16 protein-coding genes and 1 tRNA gene are annotated in these 15,164 nt (G+C 62.3%); 5 read left to right on the forward strand and 12 right to left on the reverse strand.

The genetic code is table 11. The features are described 5' to 3' along the window. The 6 genes from CQ14_RS45770 to CQ14_RS06640 form a co-directional block, all read right to left on the reverse strand. The coding region (locus CQ14_RS45770) for an ABC transporter substrate-binding protein (RefSeq protein ID WP_245320220.1) at positions 1–1,489 on the reverse strand (1,489 nt) is incomplete at its 3' end. A 350-nt stretch (positions 1,490–1,839) separates the two neighbouring features. Next, the gene (locus tag CQ14_RS06620) at positions 1,840–2,217 is read right to left on the reverse strand and encodes a YbaN family protein (RefSeq protein WP_057857114.1); all 378 of its coding nucleotides are present in this window, start codon (positions 2,215–2,217) and stop codon (positions 1,840–1,842) included. 310 nt (positions 2,218–2,527) lie between these two features. After that, positions 2,528–4,489 carry a vWA domain-containing protein gene (locus CQ14_RS06625; protein WP_057857228.1) on the reverse strand — a complete coding sequence of 654 codons (1,962 nt, stop codon included), beginning with the start codon at positions 4,487–4,489 and terminating at the stop codon, positions 2,528–2,530. A 184-nt stretch (positions 4,490–4,673) separates the two neighbouring features. After that, positions 4,674–5,243 (reverse strand): RNA polymerase sigma factor, encoded by a 570-nt coding sequence (locus CQ14_RS06630; protein WP_245320221.1) that lies wholly within the window; start codon positions 5,241–5,243, stop codon positions 4,674–4,676. A gap of 485 nt (positions 5,244–5,728) precedes the next feature. Beyond that, positions 5,729–5,802 (reverse strand) — tRNA-Gly (locus CQ14_RS06635). Positions 5,803–6,124: 322 nt separating this feature from the next. Beyond that, positions 6,125–8,521 (reverse strand): ATP-binding protein, encoded by a 2,397-nt coding sequence (locus CQ14_RS06640; protein ID WP_057857116.1) that lies wholly within the window; start codon positions 8,519–8,521, stop codon positions 6,125–6,127. A gap of 315 nt (positions 8,522–8,836) precedes the next feature. Here CQ14_RS06640 and CQ14_RS06645 point away from each other — a divergent pair, with 315 nt between their 5' ends. Continuing rightward, complete coding sequence (locus tag CQ14_RS06645; protein WP_057857117.1) at positions 8,837–9,553, forward strand: substrate-binding periplasmic protein; 717 nt, start codon at positions 8,837–8,839, stop codon at positions 9,551–9,553. Between the two features lie 45 nt (positions 9,554–9,598). Here CQ14_RS06645 and CQ14_RS06650 read toward each other — a convergent pair whose 3' ends face one another. Then, complete coding sequence (locus CQ14_RS06650) at positions 9,599–9,796, reverse strand: hypothetical protein (protein ID WP_057857118.1); 198 nt, start codon at positions 9,794–9,796, stop codon at positions 9,599–9,601. Between the two features lie 218 nt (positions 9,797–10,014). Here CQ14_RS06650 and CQ14_RS06655 point away from each other — a divergent pair, with 218 nt between their 5' ends. Then, positions 10,015–10,410, forward strand: a complete 396-nt coding sequence (locus CQ14_RS06655) for a YciI family protein (protein ID WP_057857119.1) — start codon at positions 10,015–10,017, stop codon at positions 10,408–10,410. A gap of 70 nt (positions 10,411–10,480) precedes the next feature. Here CQ14_RS06655 and CQ14_RS41925 read toward each other — a convergent pair whose 3' ends face one another. From CQ14_RS41925 to CQ14_RS06665, 3 genes are all read right to left on the reverse strand, one after another. After that, complete coding sequence (locus tag CQ14_RS41925; protein WP_082649733.1) at positions 10,481–10,909, reverse strand: hypothetical protein; 429 nt, start codon at positions 10,907–10,909, stop codon at positions 10,481–10,483. A 169-nt stretch (positions 10,910–11,078) separates the two neighbouring features. Then, the gene (locus tag CQ14_RS06660; protein ID WP_057857120.1) at positions 11,079–11,324 is read right to left on the reverse strand and encodes a DUF6894 family protein; all 246 of its coding nucleotides are present in this window, start codon (positions 11,322–11,324) and stop codon (positions 11,079–11,081) included. Between the two features lie 770 nt (positions 11,325–12,094). After that, on the reverse strand, positions 12,095–12,424 hold the full coding sequence (locus tag CQ14_RS06665) for a hypothetical protein (protein WP_057857121.1): 330 nt from the start codon (positions 12,422–12,424) through the stop codon (positions 12,095–12,097). A gap of 453 nt (positions 12,425–12,877) precedes the next feature. Here CQ14_RS06665 and CQ14_RS06670 point away from each other — a divergent pair, with 453 nt between their 5' ends. The 3 genes from CQ14_RS06670 to CQ14_RS06680 are packed head-to-tail and all read left to right on the forward strand — an operon-like array spanning position 12,878 to position 13,756. After that, positions 12,878–13,147, forward strand: coding sequence for a hypothetical protein (locus CQ14_RS06670; RefSeq protein WP_057857122.1), 270 nt, complete (start codon positions 12,878–12,880; stop codon positions 13,145–13,147). After that, complete coding sequence (locus tag CQ14_RS06675; protein ID WP_057857123.1) at positions 13,140–13,451, forward strand: hypothetical protein; 312 nt, start codon at positions 13,140–13,142, stop codon at positions 13,449–13,451. Before CQ14_RS06670 ends, CQ14_RS06675 begins: the two co-directional genes overlap by 8 nt. Before the next feature lie 23 nt (positions 13,452–13,474). After that, positions 13,475–13,756: a DUF1488 family protein gene (locus CQ14_RS06680; protein ID WP_057857124.1), complete on the forward strand. Its 282-nt coding sequence runs from the start codon at positions 13,475–13,477 to the stop codon at positions 13,754–13,756. Positions 13,757–14,257: 501 nt separating this feature from the next. On the opposite strand, the gene CQ14_RS41935 is transcribed toward CQ14_RS06680, so the two are convergent. Together CQ14_RS41935 and CQ14_RS06685 are read right to left on the reverse strand one after the other, a co-directional pair. After that, complete coding sequence (locus CQ14_RS41935) at positions 14,258–14,506, reverse strand: transcriptional regulator (RefSeq protein ID WP_082649735.1); 249 nt, start codon at positions 14,504–14,506, stop codon at positions 14,258–14,260. A gap of 96 nt (positions 14,507–14,602) precedes the next feature. After that, positions 14,603–14,812 carry a cold-shock protein gene (locus CQ14_RS06685; protein WP_057857229.1) on the reverse strand — a complete coding sequence of 70 codons (210 nt, stop codon included), beginning with the start codon at positions 14,810–14,812 and terminating at the stop codon, positions 14,603–14,605. Positions 14,813–15,164 lie beyond the last annotated feature (352 nt).

The raw sequence follows: 15,164 nt of genomic DNA on the forward strand, positions 1-15,164 counted from the left end.
CCAGCGTGTCCTTGCGCACGATGCCGACGTCGACGCCCCGCAGCAGCAGGATGTCCGCCACCGCCTGAACCGATCCGCGGCCCATGACAGGCAGGATCCGCAGATGGGTGCCGTTGTCGAGCACGGACGCGAGATCAGCGCCGACCTGGGCATAGGTCGAACCGAACGAACCCGTCATCAGGCTGACGGTGTTGGCGTTGAGCTGGTTGGCCAGATCGCGCTTGGTGGCAGTGCCGTATTTGAAGATGGTCTTGAAGGATTCGCTGACAGTGCCCGGATCGATGCCGCTTCGCACCGGCCCAAAGAACTCCCAGTGGCCGTTGGTGAAGCGCATCATCCGCATCTGTTCGATCGTCGCATGATCGGACGGGCTGGTGTTGATCAGGATGCCCGGCACCATCATGGGAATCTGCAAGCCCTTGATCGAGCGGGCCTGCTTCATGATATTTTCGCGCGAGAAGTCGTCGCCGCAGTTCTTCAACACCTCGATAACGAGCCTGGAGTTCAGATAGGCGTAGACGGCCTGGCCGTTCGCCTTGCTGATGCTCGGGACATAGCGCTCCATGAAGGCGCTCCATTCGCGGAACACTGCGGGCCCGGCGGCCTGCGCGTCCTCACCCTCGAGGCGGTACATCGCCGACATGATTCCTTCGGCGTTTTCCACGCCCGCCGGCACCATCACCGATGATACCGATTCGGACACCGAGGCGAGGAAATGGATCGGCTTCCAGCCGAGTTCGGCATTTCGCTTGATCGCCATGGTGGCGAATTTCGGCGTCGTGAATTGCATGAAGACGTCGGCGCCCGAAGCCTTGAGCTTGGCGATCTGGGCATCGATATTGGTGTCCGTTACCTTATAGGGAGCCTCGGCCACGATCGGAATCTTGCCGCCGAGTCCGTCCTTCAGGCCCTTGAGGTAGTCCTTGCCGAAACCGTCGTCCTGATAGAGCACCGCGACCTTGCTGCGCGGATGGTTCTCCAGCAGATACTGCGAATAGATGTGGGCTTCGGTCTGGTAGCTGGGCAGGAAGCCCATGGTCCAGGGAAAGTCGCGTGGCTGGTCCCACATCGTCGCGCCCGAGGCGACGAAGAGCTGCGGGATTTTCTTGGCGTTCAAATAAGGATGAACGGCCTGGCTGGTATTGGTGCCGAGGCTCGCCAGGATAAAGAGAACGTTGTCTTCCTCGACGAGCTTGCGGGTCGCCTCCATCGTCTTGGTCGGATTGTAGGCGTCATCGTAGGAAATGAAATTGATCTTGCGGCCCCTGATGCCACCCTCGGCGTTGACCTTCTCGAAATAGGCCGCCATCACCTTGCCGATCACGCCATAGGCGGAAGCCGGGCCGGTATAGGGCATGGTATTGCCGATCCGGATCTCGTTGGCGCCTGGGCTCGCCGCCGGGCCCTGCCCGAAAGCCGGCGCCGCCATCGCGGCCAACATCAGCGCCGCAGCCGCCCCGCCCAATGGCGCGGCGAAAAGCCGGCGCACGGCCCCGCCTGCCGGAGACCGAGATATTTGCTCGATTTGTCGACGTGAATCGATATTAGCCCGCATAGCGGCGCCCCCCTGTTGTATCCCCACAACGTATTTTTATTGTTTTTTTATTTTACGCGCTTCGCGTCGCGCGAGTGGTCAGCGTTTCAACCCTACTCGCCGACATTGTGTCTCAATCGGACTGATTTTGTGGCGAGTCTAGGCGTTCCGTGCGGCATGGTTACCGCGCGCGTATCTCGACCGGGAAATGCACGGGATCGTCGTTAACCCTTCGCCTCCTGCAATCGTGGCGTGCCCATGCCCAGCGAAGAGCGGCGCATCACGCGAATCCTGAAAGCAACCTGCTAGATCGAGGAATCCGGATCGGCAATCGCTGGACGCGACACAACGTAGCCGGCACAGGCGAGGAACAGGACCGCCACACCCGCAGCAAGGGGCAGCGAAGGATCGACGCTGTACCAGAACACGACAAACCCGATGGTCATTCCCGCGCAAGCCATGGCTTTGGCCGGCCGTGGGATGGCTCCCGCGGCACGCCAGTCCCGCAGCGGTTTGCCAAGTGTCGGATGATCAAGCAGCCACGCCTCGAGCCGCGGCGACGAGCGCGCAAAGCACCAAGCGGCCACGATCAGGAAAACCACTCCCGGCATCAGCGGCATCACGAGGCCAATCACGCCGAGCGCGACCATCACCCAACCGAGGCTGAAATAGATGATCCGCATCAGCTCTGCCGCCGGTCTGTCTCTTTAAGCAAGGACCGCTCGCTTTCTCGCCTCCGCGCCCCCTTCTCTTGGAACTTCAGAGGCAGTCCACGGCTGTCAGGACGCCGTTCTCAATGATGGCAGTAAATGCGATGGGGTCGGGCTTGCCGTCAAGCCAAACACGGCCATTTTAGCGGCGTCACATCTCCAACCAGCACGAATTTTCCGCCTTGATAGCTTCGCATTGGGTTCGGAGGGCCGGAAGCGGGGGCAACTTTTCTTCCGCTTACCTGTCCATGTCGGAATGGGCGCGGCCCAAATCGAAAACTGATCATGGGCGCAGCGGCTGCATTGCGCTCGCAGTTTTCGCCGCGCGTACCAACTGAAGAAACTCGGAGCGATAGCCGTAAGGATCGTCGCCGCGCGCTGCCGAGGCGATACGCAACACGTCGTCATAGCCGAACTGGCCGGTGTGCTTTCCGCCACGCAGAATCTCGCCGAACGCGGCCACACTGGTTGCAAAGCGGGCATCGGGTGGCGCGTCCTCGAAGCGGCCATGCTCCGATGCGCGATCGACGGGTGTGCTGATCAGCACGCTTCGATCGGATCGCGGCAGCTTGTAGCGGATCTTGACGAAGGCATATTCGGCAGGCGTCGGCGAGCCGCTCGCCGGGGGTTGCGCACCGTACCTGAGATCGTCGACCACGCGAGGCCCGCCGACAGGCACGATGTCATAGAGCGCCGTCACGGTTTGCCCCGAACCGACGTCGCCAGCGTCGACTTTGTCGTTTGCGAAATCGTCGCGATTGAGAAGTCGCGTCTCGTAGCCGATGAGCCGATATTCGGCGACGGTTGCGGGATTGAACTCGATCTGGATTTTCACATCCTTGCCGATCGGAAACAGCGTCGAACTTGCCTCTTCGACCAGCACCTTGCGCGCCTCGTTGATCGTATCAATGTAGGCGGCGACGCCGTTGCCGTTCTGCGCCAGCGTCTGCGCCAGCGCGTCGTTGTAGTTGCCCATGCCAACGCCAAGAATCGACAGGAAAATGCCCTTCTCGCGCTGGCGCTCGACGAAACCTTTCAGCTCGTCTCTGTTCGTGATCCCGACATTGAAGTCGCCGTCGGTGGCGAGGATGACGCGGTTGACGCCGTTGGCATCAAAATTCTGCTCCGCGAGCGCATAGGCTTGCCTGATGCCCTCGGCGCCGGCCGTGCTGCCGCCTGCCCCGAGCCGATCGATCGTCGCCAGGATTTTCGCTTTCTCGGACACGGAAGTGGGTTCGAGCGCCGTGCCGGCATTCCCCGCATAGGTCACGATCGCGATGCGGTCCTCGGGCTGCAACTGGGTGACGAGCATCGCGAGCGACTGCTTCACCAGCGGCAAGCGGTTCGCCGGCTCCATCGAGCCCGATGTATCGATCAGGAAAACGAGGTTGGCGCGCGGCCGGTTTGCCTGTTGCAGCGCATACCCTTTGATACCGATGCGAATGAGCTTGCGGCCTTCCGCCCAGGGGTTCGGAAACACGGAAACGTTGGCGCGGAACGGTTCGCTCGCCGATGCGGGCGCTTCATAGCCATAGGGAAAGTAATTGATCAGTTCCTCGGTCCGAACCGACGCGGGCGGCGGCAGGACATTGCGGCTGAGCTGCGCGCGGACGAACGCGTACGACGCCGTATCGACATCAATGGAAAATGTCGAGACTGGCGCATCGCGCGCGACCTTGAAGGCGTTTTCCGGCGCATTCGCAAACTTGTCGCGGCCGACAGGCTCGGACGCGCCAAGAACGTGCTCGCGCTGGTGGGCGTTCCGCGGGACATCAGCCTGCGCCATCTGCGGCGCAGGTGCCGGTGGCGACGCGCGCGTGAAGCCGGGATCGCCCTGACCTCCGACCCGCCCTCTAACAGCGTACATATCTGACGGTGCCCCCGGCATGGGAGCCCTCAACGCCGGCGCGGGAGGCGCCTTCGGAGCAGGCAGCAGGCCCGCGATCCGATCTTCCACGCGCGGCTTGGCGGGAGGCGGCGCCGCGGCAACCGAAGGCGCGGCGGCTTCCTGGTTGGGCTTTCCGGCCTGATTGGTTTGGATTTGCGTCTGCGGCTGGGCCTGGCTTTCGCTTTCCTTGTTTGCTTGCACTGTCGAAGGAGCTTGAGCGACGTCGTTGATAGCCAGCCGTTCGATGCGCATAGCGGCATCCTGCAGCTGCGGCGGCCGCATGAGATGGAGGTAGGCGCCCGATCCGGCAACAATACAGGCCAGGCTGGCAGCCAGGAGATATCGCGTACGATTCATGACAGTCCTCTCGCGTGACGGCCGCAAGGGCGCGGCGGTTCGCTCGATGAGACGGATGTCAGTCGGCATTCCTTGGCCGTTCCCGGCGTTTTTTTGATCGAAGCGCAGCAGCGCCTGTTGCACAGAAGCGGCACGCGCGTCCGGCGCAGGCGGCGGAGGGTCGGGCAAACGCATGATGTTGTGATCAGTACTCATCGCCAATGTCCTTCGCGAGACCCGCCAGTCGCCTCACCTCGTGCATGCGGCCGGAGATGGTCGACTCGGAGACGCCGAGCGCCGTGGCCGCCTCCGCGTGCGTCATACCTTCGCCGACCACGAGCACGACCGTCTCCCGCAGCAGCGGCGAAAGCCGCGCCAGCTCGCTCGCGAGCCAGCTGCGACGAAAGAGATCCCGGCCATCCGGCCGCGCCGCCATTTCGGCAAGAACGGCGAGATGGCCTTTCAGGCGAGCCAACGTCGAATGGCGCCGATGGTGATCATGGCAGGCGTTGCGTACGATACCGACCAGCCAGGTCGTGAACTTCGCCTCACCCCTGAAAGAAGCGATCCGTTCCACCAGCGCGCAGCAGACATCCTGGCAAATGTCCTGCGCGTCAGTCTGGGAGCCGGTCATGCGCCACGCAACGCGGTGCATGAGGTCGTAGTGACGCCGCAACAGGGCTTCGAATGCGGCACGGTTGCCCTGCGTGGCCAGACTGACGAGGTCGTCATCCGTGGTGGCGCCATCCGGCGGCTCAGTCACCTCTGCGGTCATCAGCTGAATGGGGCCCCCCATGCTCTTTCCTCAGGGACAGCAGGATTGAGCAAGACGATCAGGACCGTTACCCGGTCCTTCGGCCGGTCCCGTAGGGAACCGGGATCGCACGCGCTTTATCACTACCATCGTAACTGCACCCATAAGCCGGGGCGCCCGGGAGGAGATTTTCGGGCGTTCACGGATTGAGACGATGGAGACGCGGGAATCCTTGGCCAGGTTCGAAAAAATTTCCGGACGGCGCGACGTTTGACCTCGCAAAACGCGCAAAAGTCGCAAGCCAGATACATCGCAATCTACGAGAGTGCGCCTGGGATCTCAGGGCTGGATGTGGCGCGGGCCAATCAGCGTCGCTTCAGCCGATCGCATCGGCGAAAGCCAAGGGATGTGCGAAACGCTCGATCGCGAAACCAGGCATCGGGCGTTGGAAAAACCGCCCACTTGTCGGAATGAAATTCCGACCTCTCGCTAAGTCATTGAAAACTTGGAGCGGGTGAAGGGAATCGAACCCTCGTATTCAGCTTGGAAGGCTGCTGCTCTACCATTGAGCTACACCCGCATCGGCGTTGACCTAACACGCCGCGCAGGCGGCCTCAACCCGCCGCGGACGGCCCTGTCCGAACACCCCCGCAGGCCCGGTTCGACCCAGCTCCGCCCTTAACAGGGGCCGATTCGCCACCTATATTGATGTTTCCATCAACAATGAAAGGAGGTGATCCAGTGTCTTATACCAAGCGCTGTCACCTCGCTGGGATCGCCCGCTAGGCCCTTTTTGAAGGCTTGGCTCCGGGCGCTCTCAGGCCTGGACCAGCGAGAACAAGAGTTGGGGCGCGGCGGGAACCATCCCGCCGCGCTTTTTCGTTTGCAGCTGAAGCGGGATACTAGCCGCCCCCAAGCGACTCGCGGATCTTCTGCGCCAGGTCTGCTTTCCGGTACGGCTTTCTGAGCAGGGCCAGGCCGGGATCGAGCTGGCCCTCATGCACGATCGCATCGTCCGTGTAGCCGGAGGTGTAGAGCACCTTCATTCCCGGACGGCGCGTCACCACGGCATCCGCCAATTGGCGGCCATTCATGCCGCCGGGCATGATGACGTCGGTAAACAGCAGGTCAAATTGGGCGCCCTGGTCGACCAGCGCGAGCGCGGCTGCGCTGTCGCTGGCGACAAGCGTGCGATAGCCGAGGCCGCCGAGCTGGGCGATCACATAGCCGCGCACCAGAGCGTCGTCCTCGACCACCAGGATGGTCTCCTGCCGCCCGCGCGGCGCAGCCGGGACGAACGACGGCTCGGCGGCATGCGAGGGCTCGCCCTCCGCGCGCGGCAGATAGAGCTTGACCGAGGTGCCGCGCCCCTCCTCGCTGTCGATCCTGACGGCGCCGCCGGTCTGCTTGGCAAAGCCGTAGACCATGCTCAATCCGAGCCCGGTGCCGCGCCCTACCCCCTTGGTCGTGAAGAACGGCTCGAACACGCGGTCGCGGATCTCGGCTGGAATGCCGTGGCCGGTATCACGGACGGCGATCATCACGAACTGCCCGGGCTTCAATTCGCTGTCGGTGGAAGCCGAGGCTTCGTCGAACGTCACGTTGGCGGTCTCAAGCGTAAGCTTGCCGCCGCCCGGCATCGCATCGCGCGCATTGACCGCGAGATTGACGATCGCCGACGAAAGCTGCGAGGGATCGGCCAGCGCGCACCAGGCGTCGTCCGCAAGCGTCGTCGCGATCTCGATGTGCTCGCCGAGGATCGGCGTCAGCATCTTGGTGGTCTCCATCACCAGGCTGTTGATCTCGATCTCGCGCGGCTCCAGCGGCTGCCGCCGCGCGAACGTTAGGAGCTGCGAGGTGATCGCCGCGCCGCGCGTCGCCGCGTCGTCGATCAATTGCGCGATCGCGGCGAGCTGCGGCTTGTCCGAAAGGCCGCCCTGCAGGATCTCGATCGTGCCGGTGATGACGGTGAGCACGTTGTTGAAATCGTGCGCGACGCCGCCGGTGAGCTGGCCGATCGCATCCATCTTCTGCGACTGGCGCAGCCGCTCCTCGGCTTCGCGCTGCTTGGTCAGGTCGGTCGCCGTTCCGCGATAGCCGAGGAAACGGCCGTCGTCGGCGAAGATCGGTCGGCCGTTGACGCTGACATGATGCACCCGCCCGCCGGCGTCGCGATGGTCGTACTCGAAATTGCGGAACGGTTCGTGCCGCTCCAGCAGCGCCATGTGCGCGCGCCATTTCTGCGGCTCGGCCGCCTGATCGGTCGCCAGATCGATGCGGCGACGCTTGCCGATCAGTGAAGGGCGGTCCACGCCGAACGCATCCACCCGCTCCGAGATGTAGGTGAACACGTGATCCGGCCCGGTCTCCCAGAACCAGTCGGAGGCGGTCTCGGCGTAATCGCGAAATCGCTGTTCGCTCTGGCGCACGTCCTCTGCCGCCTGCTGGCGGACGGAAATGTCCCGTTCAAGCCTGACATTGGCCTGACGCAGGTCGCCATAGGCATGCTGCAGGCTGGTGCACAGGGCGTTGAATGCCTCGATCACCTTGTCGAGTTCATCGGCATCGCGCGGCGGCCGGCGATCCAGCCGCAACGGCGGCGGCGGCCGCGCCAGATTATAGCCGCTGACGAACTCGGCGATGGCGGCCAGATGCCGGGTCACCAGCAGATGGAACAGATAGAGGATGAAGAAGGAGACCAGAAACGTCTTGGCCGCCTGGCTCGCCAGGATGACCAGCGCCTTGTTGAGCAATTGCCGATAGACCTCGGTCAGCGTCGCCTCGACATGGAGAACGCCGATCTGGCGGCGGCCTGACGGCGGCATGACGTAGTCGAGCGGAAAGTCACGCACGATCACCGACCGGGTGGCGCGCTGGCCAAATGCGAGCCGGACCGGATTCGGCCGGCTGGCGATCTCGCGGATCTCGACCGACTGGACATCCGGCAGATTGAGAATGCCCTTGAGCTGCAGCTCGAGCTGGTTCTGATCCAGATTCCACAGGCTTTCGCCGAGGCTGTCGGGATAGCTGCGGCCGATTTCGTCGAGCCGCGACTCGATCACGCCGACCTCGCGTTCGTATTCGAGGTATAGCTGGAGCACGGTGAGTGCGAGCGTCACCACCGAACTGAACAGCAGCACGCCGGCAAGCAGCCGCATGCCGATACTGCTACGGAACCTGCCAAAGATACGGGACAGGCGAGAGCCGAACATCGACGGCGGTACCTTGTTCAGCCCGCTCGTTGCCGCGGCAGGCGGCGTCGCGCGGTCGCGGCGAAACTCATTCTCACCGTTGCCCATGCACCGCTTCCCGCTGGCTCGCGACACAAATCTGCTCCGGCCCGATGGTGAGCCGCAACCATCGAAACACTCGGCCTTTCATTCGAACCTGATCGACCCTTTTCGCGCAGCCAGACTGCGCCGGTTCTTTTCGGGCGGCATGGATCGGATAACGCCCCTGCAATGGAATCCGGGATAGGTTAGCACGGCGTGTGCTAAAATGACACAGGCCCGGCGGATTGCGGTGGAGTCTCAGGCCGGCGCGGCAGAAGGTGAGTTCAGGAGACTTGGCGCAGGAGACTTGGCGCAGGAGAGTTGGCTCAGGAGGCTTTGCTGATGTGGCGGATATTCCTGGTCTGCATCTCGATGCTGGTGACCGCAATCCCGTCGCACGCGCAATCGGTGATCAGGCTGGCGAGAATAGCTGGAATTCCCGACCAGTTCGTCGGCGGCGAAATATTGCGCGCCGTCTACGCGCGGCTGAACATTTCAATCGAGTTTGCCGACGTCCCGGGCAAGCGGGCGCTGGCGCTATCGAGCTCCGGCGAACTCGACGGCGAGGTCCACCGGATCGCCAACCTGGCGCAGACCTATCCCACGCTGGTGCAGATCTCTCCGCCGATCAACTACATCGAACCGTCGGTATTCACGACCACGCTTCGATTCAACGTCCGCGGCTGGGATTCGATCCGGGATTACCGCATCGGCATCGTGCGCGGCGTCGGCTCGTCCGAGGCCGGCACGCGCGGCATGAGCCACGTCACCGCCGCGACCAGCCTCGAGAGCATGATCCGGATGCTCGATGCCGGCCGCTTCGAACTGATGGTCACGGACCTGTTCAGCGGCAACGCGGCAGTCAAAAAATTGGAGCTGCAATCGCGCATTGCGCCATTGTCGCCGCCGCTGCAGCGGATCTACATCTACCATTACCTGCATGAGCGGCATCGCGATCTCGCCAGGAAGGTCGGAGCCGTCATCCAGGAAATGGACGCCAGCGGCGAATTGGCGCGGTTGCGCGAGGCACTCGTCAAGCAGGTCCTGAGCGAGCCGTAATGGAATGCGCGCGGTCCGGCTTATGCGCCGGCGGCCTGGATGCGATCAGAAGCCGCAGAGATTGACGAAGCGCGGGCGCGGACCGCGGCGGTCTTCGACGATGCGCTCGCCGCCATTGATGGCCGAACTGCCGTAGTAGCGGTGATGGCCGGTGACGTCGTGCCAATCGCCCGACAGCGACGATGACGGCGAGGCGCAGGACCTTGCGGCATCGCATATGATCGTGGCTGGCTTGCTTCGCATGACCGTCTCCGTGAATGGTGCGCGTTGGCTCGCGTTCTGCTCATCAGTCGTGCCCTTGCCAAGGCGCGTTCAAGGGGCAACGGATATATCGTGTTTCCGGACTGTTTCGTGGGGCTACCCGTTTGTCGGAATCGGCTACGGCGAAACGTCCTCGGAAGGGCGGCCGATCCGGCCCGCCCGTCCACTTCGCTCGAAAACGCTATGTGAAGGAGAAAGCGATGCTCTACGCCATGCTGGCCTATCATGTCGAAGCCGAGGTCACGTCCTGGACCCCGCAGGAGGACGCAGCCCTGATGACCGAGCTGCTGGCGGTGCATGAGCGGCTGAACGCAAAGAAGTTGCTCGGGCCGGCGGCGCGGCTCGGCGGCACGGCGGAAGCCCGCACCTTGCGCGGACCGGGCGCGGGAATGGTGATCGACGGGCCGTTTGCCGAGACCAAGGAGCAGTTGCTGGGGCTATACGTGTTGAATTGCGCCGACGAGGCGGAAGCAATCGCCATTGCCCGCGACCTGCGCCGCGCCAATCCAACGGCGGTCTACGAGATCCGCCCGATCAGGCTTTACCTCCCCGGCGCAGCGTTGCCGGAAACGTCGAACGAGCCTGGCCAGGGCTGAGGCTTCGAACTGAGTCTGAGGAAGGCAGCGCAAGCCGGCGGCAACAGGCCGCCGTCCAGCGTTGCTTGGATCAATATTGATACTGATATTGCCCCGGGCAAATATACTGTCCGTAGCTGTCGTAGTAGCATTGGTTGTAGTTGTTGTAGTAGCCGTAAGCGCCGTAAGCCGCAGCCGCGCCGACAGCAGCAGCACCAACGCCCCAACCCGGACGATAATAGCCGCGGCCATAGCCCGGATAACCCGCGATTGGACGACCTGCTATCGGACGACCCGCGATCGGGCGGCCCGCTATTGGATGTGCTGGTCGTGCAATGCGTCCGGCATGCACGGCGCCGCCGCGGAAGCCAGCTGCACGCATACCGCCGCCGTGAAAGCCGCCGCCACCGCCCCGGAAGCCGCCGCCACCTCTCCCACCGCGGGCGTAGGCATCATCGGGAATGAGGGTTGCGGTGACCAGAACAAGTGCTGCAAGGGCAACGAGAATAGATCGGAGCATGACGTGTCCCTCCCTGGGTTGCCGAGCCCGGGAGCCTGTGCCGTTTGCGGCGTATGGGGTTGATGTAGATCAACGCGGATGTTGCCGACAGGGTGATCGGACTGGCTGCCTGTTCTCTCAGCCAACCTCCGGCACTGCTCGGCCTCGTTACTGAATCGGTAGGCATGTCTCAGGCATTGCGTCGGTCGATGTCGAATGAGAACCTCACGCGCATCACAGGGCCGTCGTCGTCGCGTACTTCAACTGACATATGGGCAAACGAGCCGGCAGACTGGCTTAGCACGGCATCACGAGCCGCGTCCGCCATTGATCGGGCGGCTTCTTCCTGAACGGCTTGCATGTCGCGCAGCTCCATACCCTCTTCATCGACGGCGAGCACGTCTCCGTCGCGAAGATCGAAGTAATAAAGAGCCATGTCGCGCTCTCCAAAATGCAGGCGGGAGCGCAAATATCTCTCGGTCACCGGCGCCTACGGGACAAAGCGGCCTTGGCCGGTGATGTTCGTGAACGAGCGGGGTGGTGCCTCAGTTCCTATCTGGGAGGCTGCAAGCCCTGCGTGGCTTACTTCTAGGCTGGTTCTGGTGGTTGAAGCCCCGGAGAGGAAAGCCATTCGCTAATATGAGCCGCGGTATCAAGTTGCCTGATCTTTCTAAGCAGTGCCTCCTTCTGAGGGCCAGGTTCTAGCTTGGCAACCTGGGCTTCGAGCTTGGCTTTCTCGGCTGCGATATTTTCCTCGAACGTGTGGGGAACAGATCGGCGACGCTGCATGACATAACCCTCGTGCTTACGGGTCCTAACCGTAGGGTTTGCGCTTCCGATCCTAGTATGCCGGTGCCCCGGCGTCGGTTCCCTTGTGAACACTCCAGATCAGGCCACCGTGATTTGGAATTGGGCCCTGCCCGGTTTTTGCGGTGCAGAATCATCCACTTTTCAGCCTGCCACGAAATCCGCTTCGTCCCTATCAATGGACATCGTCAACCCGGAGGGTGGCGTCGATCTTCCTCCCGCAGCAACTTCTCCCAATTCTCCTCAAAGATGCGAAGAGACGTCCTGCAAAGAGCCAGCAGGCTGGGGGCTTGCCATGTACCTTTTGCGTCGCCTGCGAGTTGCCGTGACACTTGGCTGCCAACGTCCGCCACCGCTGCTTGAATGTCAGTGCGCTCGTCGTTCTCGCTCCGAACTCGCCTACTTCTTTTTGCCGGAGCCCAGGATCGGTTGCCAGCCACCGGTCTTCTGGCTCGGCGCCGCGGCTATCACCTTGATCTTTTCCTTCTTGGGTTTCTTGGCTTCCCGGTTGCCGCGTCGCTCTTTGGCCATGTCGGTCTCCTCCTGCTTTTCGAGATGATTGAATTCGTCCTCCAGGAGGACCAGCCCGCGCGGGGTGCAGATCCTCACGTCCACGTAGCCTTGGTGCAGAAGCTGCCTGGCCTTCTTCAGCGCGGCCGCTGCCGTAGCGCGGCCGAGATTTTCGCGGACGCCTTCATGATTGCCGCCGACCAGGTATTTCAGTTGCAATCGCCTGGAGGTCGCTCGCGCAATTTTTCTTGACGCGCCATCCTTGCGCGAATGAGTGCTGATCTCCCTCGAAGACGCTTTAGGCATGGAGGCTGGCCACCGCGATCACCATGATCACAAGCAACAACGGGATGATAACGGGCGGCACGATCCACTCGGCCAGGCGAAATTGCCGCAAAAGAATGCTCCTGCTTCTTTGCGGCGGGAGCGCGGGGCGCCCTCAGTCACCGATGGATGCCGGGGGAATGCGGTGATCGCTGACCCTACGCCGATATTCCCTCAATAGCGAGCACCAACACGCTTCGCGGCGACCGTGGCATGAGCGCAAAGGAAGCGACGCGGAACCGCCTCTATTCGTCGTGCGGCAAGAAAGCGATAGCTATTGTGGCTGAAGGGGCGCATGCTGCCTTCGGGCAGCACCGGCGCAGGCGTTTACGAGAAAGGCAGGCGCACGTGGCTATCGTGTCCCGACGTGAAGTCGTTACCTTCAAGCACCCGTTCCAGATCAGAGGCATCGATCGCCTGTTGCCCGCCGGCGACTACGAGGTCATCACCGATCAGGAGACAATCGACGGACTGTCGTTCGCGGCGTTCCGTCACGTCGCCACCATGATCATGGTGCCGGCGAAAGGTTCGCGCGGCCTCGCGATGGAGATGATCTCGATCGGCTCGGTCGACCTGGCGGACGCGCAGCGCGTCGATGCGAGTGCTTCCGATGGCTGACGAACCGCTCGACCTCGATAGCCACCGCGGCATGGCGGCGCAGAAAGCGACCGATCTGCGCCGTGCGCTGGCGGAGGTGGAGACCCATGCGCGGGAGCTGCGCGAGCGCCAGGCGGAGATCGAACATCATTTGCTGTCGTTCCCCGCCGCGTCGTGGCCGGAGGCGGCCGTGAAGGCGCGCTACGTTATGCAGCTGTATGCCGCAGGACTGCCACCAGACGACACGCGGCATCGTGACCTCATCGCCGCCATCCTTGAGGATTTCGCCCGGCTCACCGAACGGGGCGGAGGCAACGATGGTTGAGATGCTTTGAGGGAGTAGGACATATGACTCTCCAGCGCGGCCGTTTCATCGGCTATGAATACGACAGGATGATCGTCCTGTTCTCAATGCTGGACGGAGAGAGGGAGGTCCCCTGCGCGATCTCGACCTCCGCCATGGATGAGCTGGAAACTGTGGTGCGTGCGAGAGCGGGCGAACGCGAAACGCAATTCATGCGGTTGCGTGAGCGCATCGAAGCCTGCGCCGACGGCAAATATCAGGCGAGCGAGTTCGAGGGGGCGCCGCCCGGCATCATCCTGCGCAGCATCGATTTCCGGCAGCGATAGCAGCTTCCCTGTGTGGACCTTCTTGATATCCGCCAGGCGTTATCCGGGTGAAGGCTATCAGTCATCACCGCTCCGCCCTTGCCATCCATCGGTGACCGAGAGTGTTGTGCTCCCGCCGCCAACAGGGAGTACCGCATGTCCGACGCGCAACTTACCGACAAGCCTTCGTTCCGCGAGACTCCGCCCCGCTGTCCAATGTGCCAGGCCCGCATGAAGGTGCTGCGCGTTGTGCCGGGCAGACCCGGCTTCGAGCATTGGACCCTGAGATGCAGGACCTGTGGGCTTGTCCATGAAGCTCAGATTTCCGCAGATCCGATCAATTCCGAAGCCTGAGGGTGGTGCGCTGGGCGAACCCATCCCAATAGGGCTCAAAAATTTAGCAGCCCGCGCCGAAGGCTCTCGAACGCCATTCTGGACACGTTGGCCGCCGACCGGCCTCAGGGTCAGGCATACGTGCCGATAGCCGGTCATGGACGTCGAGCCAGGCTTCCCTGCAAGGTCCTACGTGGAGGCTGACTTCCTCCGCTTCTTTTTGGCTATCCGCACTTCGTCTTCATTACGCGCGTCTTCGCGCCTTCGCGCTTCGTCAGCTTCCCTCAAAGTTCGCAAGCGCGCCATGTTTTCGCGAACCGCAATGGCTTGCCGTCCGACATCGATCAAAGCTTTCTTTCCCTCTTCGGCGGCGATCCTTAGGCGATTTGCTCTCGCAATGCTTTCAGGGGAAGGTTCGGCCGATTTTCTGCTAACCATGTTCTTCCCCTCAATTTCACGACGAAAACCCGCTCAACCCTTGGGCCGAGCGGGCACAGCGCTTTCCAGTACATCCGTGGAAAAGCGCGACGGGCTTTAGGCGAGCGAGAGGTTGTCCGCGCTGACCTTGCCCCGCATCCTGTCGGTCTTTATTTCGAAAGTGACCTTCTGGCCTTCAGCCAGGCCGCCGAGGCCAGCGCGCTCGACCGCACTGATATGCACGAACACGTCACTGCTTCCGTCATCGGGCTGAATAAACCCGAAGCCCTTTTGGCCATTGAACCACTTCACGGTACCTGTTGTCATTCTCTTCTCCAAATCGGACCTCGCGCGCCGATCGCGCGGGCAAAATTCAACTTCGTCGATGTCTTTGGAAAAGGAGCCCGCGGGCGCGTTCAACAAGGCACAGCGGCTGATCGAATGCATCTAACATATACCAGTTTCGCGGTCTTGCAATGGACGCAGCCAGGTTAATTCAAGCGCGAGGTTCCCTTAGCGCTTTATGCTGCCTCCCTTAATTCCGATAACGGCTAACTGGTCTCTGTTTGATCTGCTTGATTGGCCGCCGGTGACCTTGCGATCGGCAGGAGATCCGCCTTCCCGCGTTGACGGCAATGATTTTACCAGAAGCTGTCTCGACGACGCGGAGCTCTTAGCG

Source organism: Bradyrhizobium lablabi, assembly GCF_001440475.1.
Taxonomy (GTDB): Bacteria; Pseudomonadota; Alphaproteobacteria; order Rhizobiales; family Xanthobacteraceae; genus Bradyrhizobium; species Bradyrhizobium lablabi.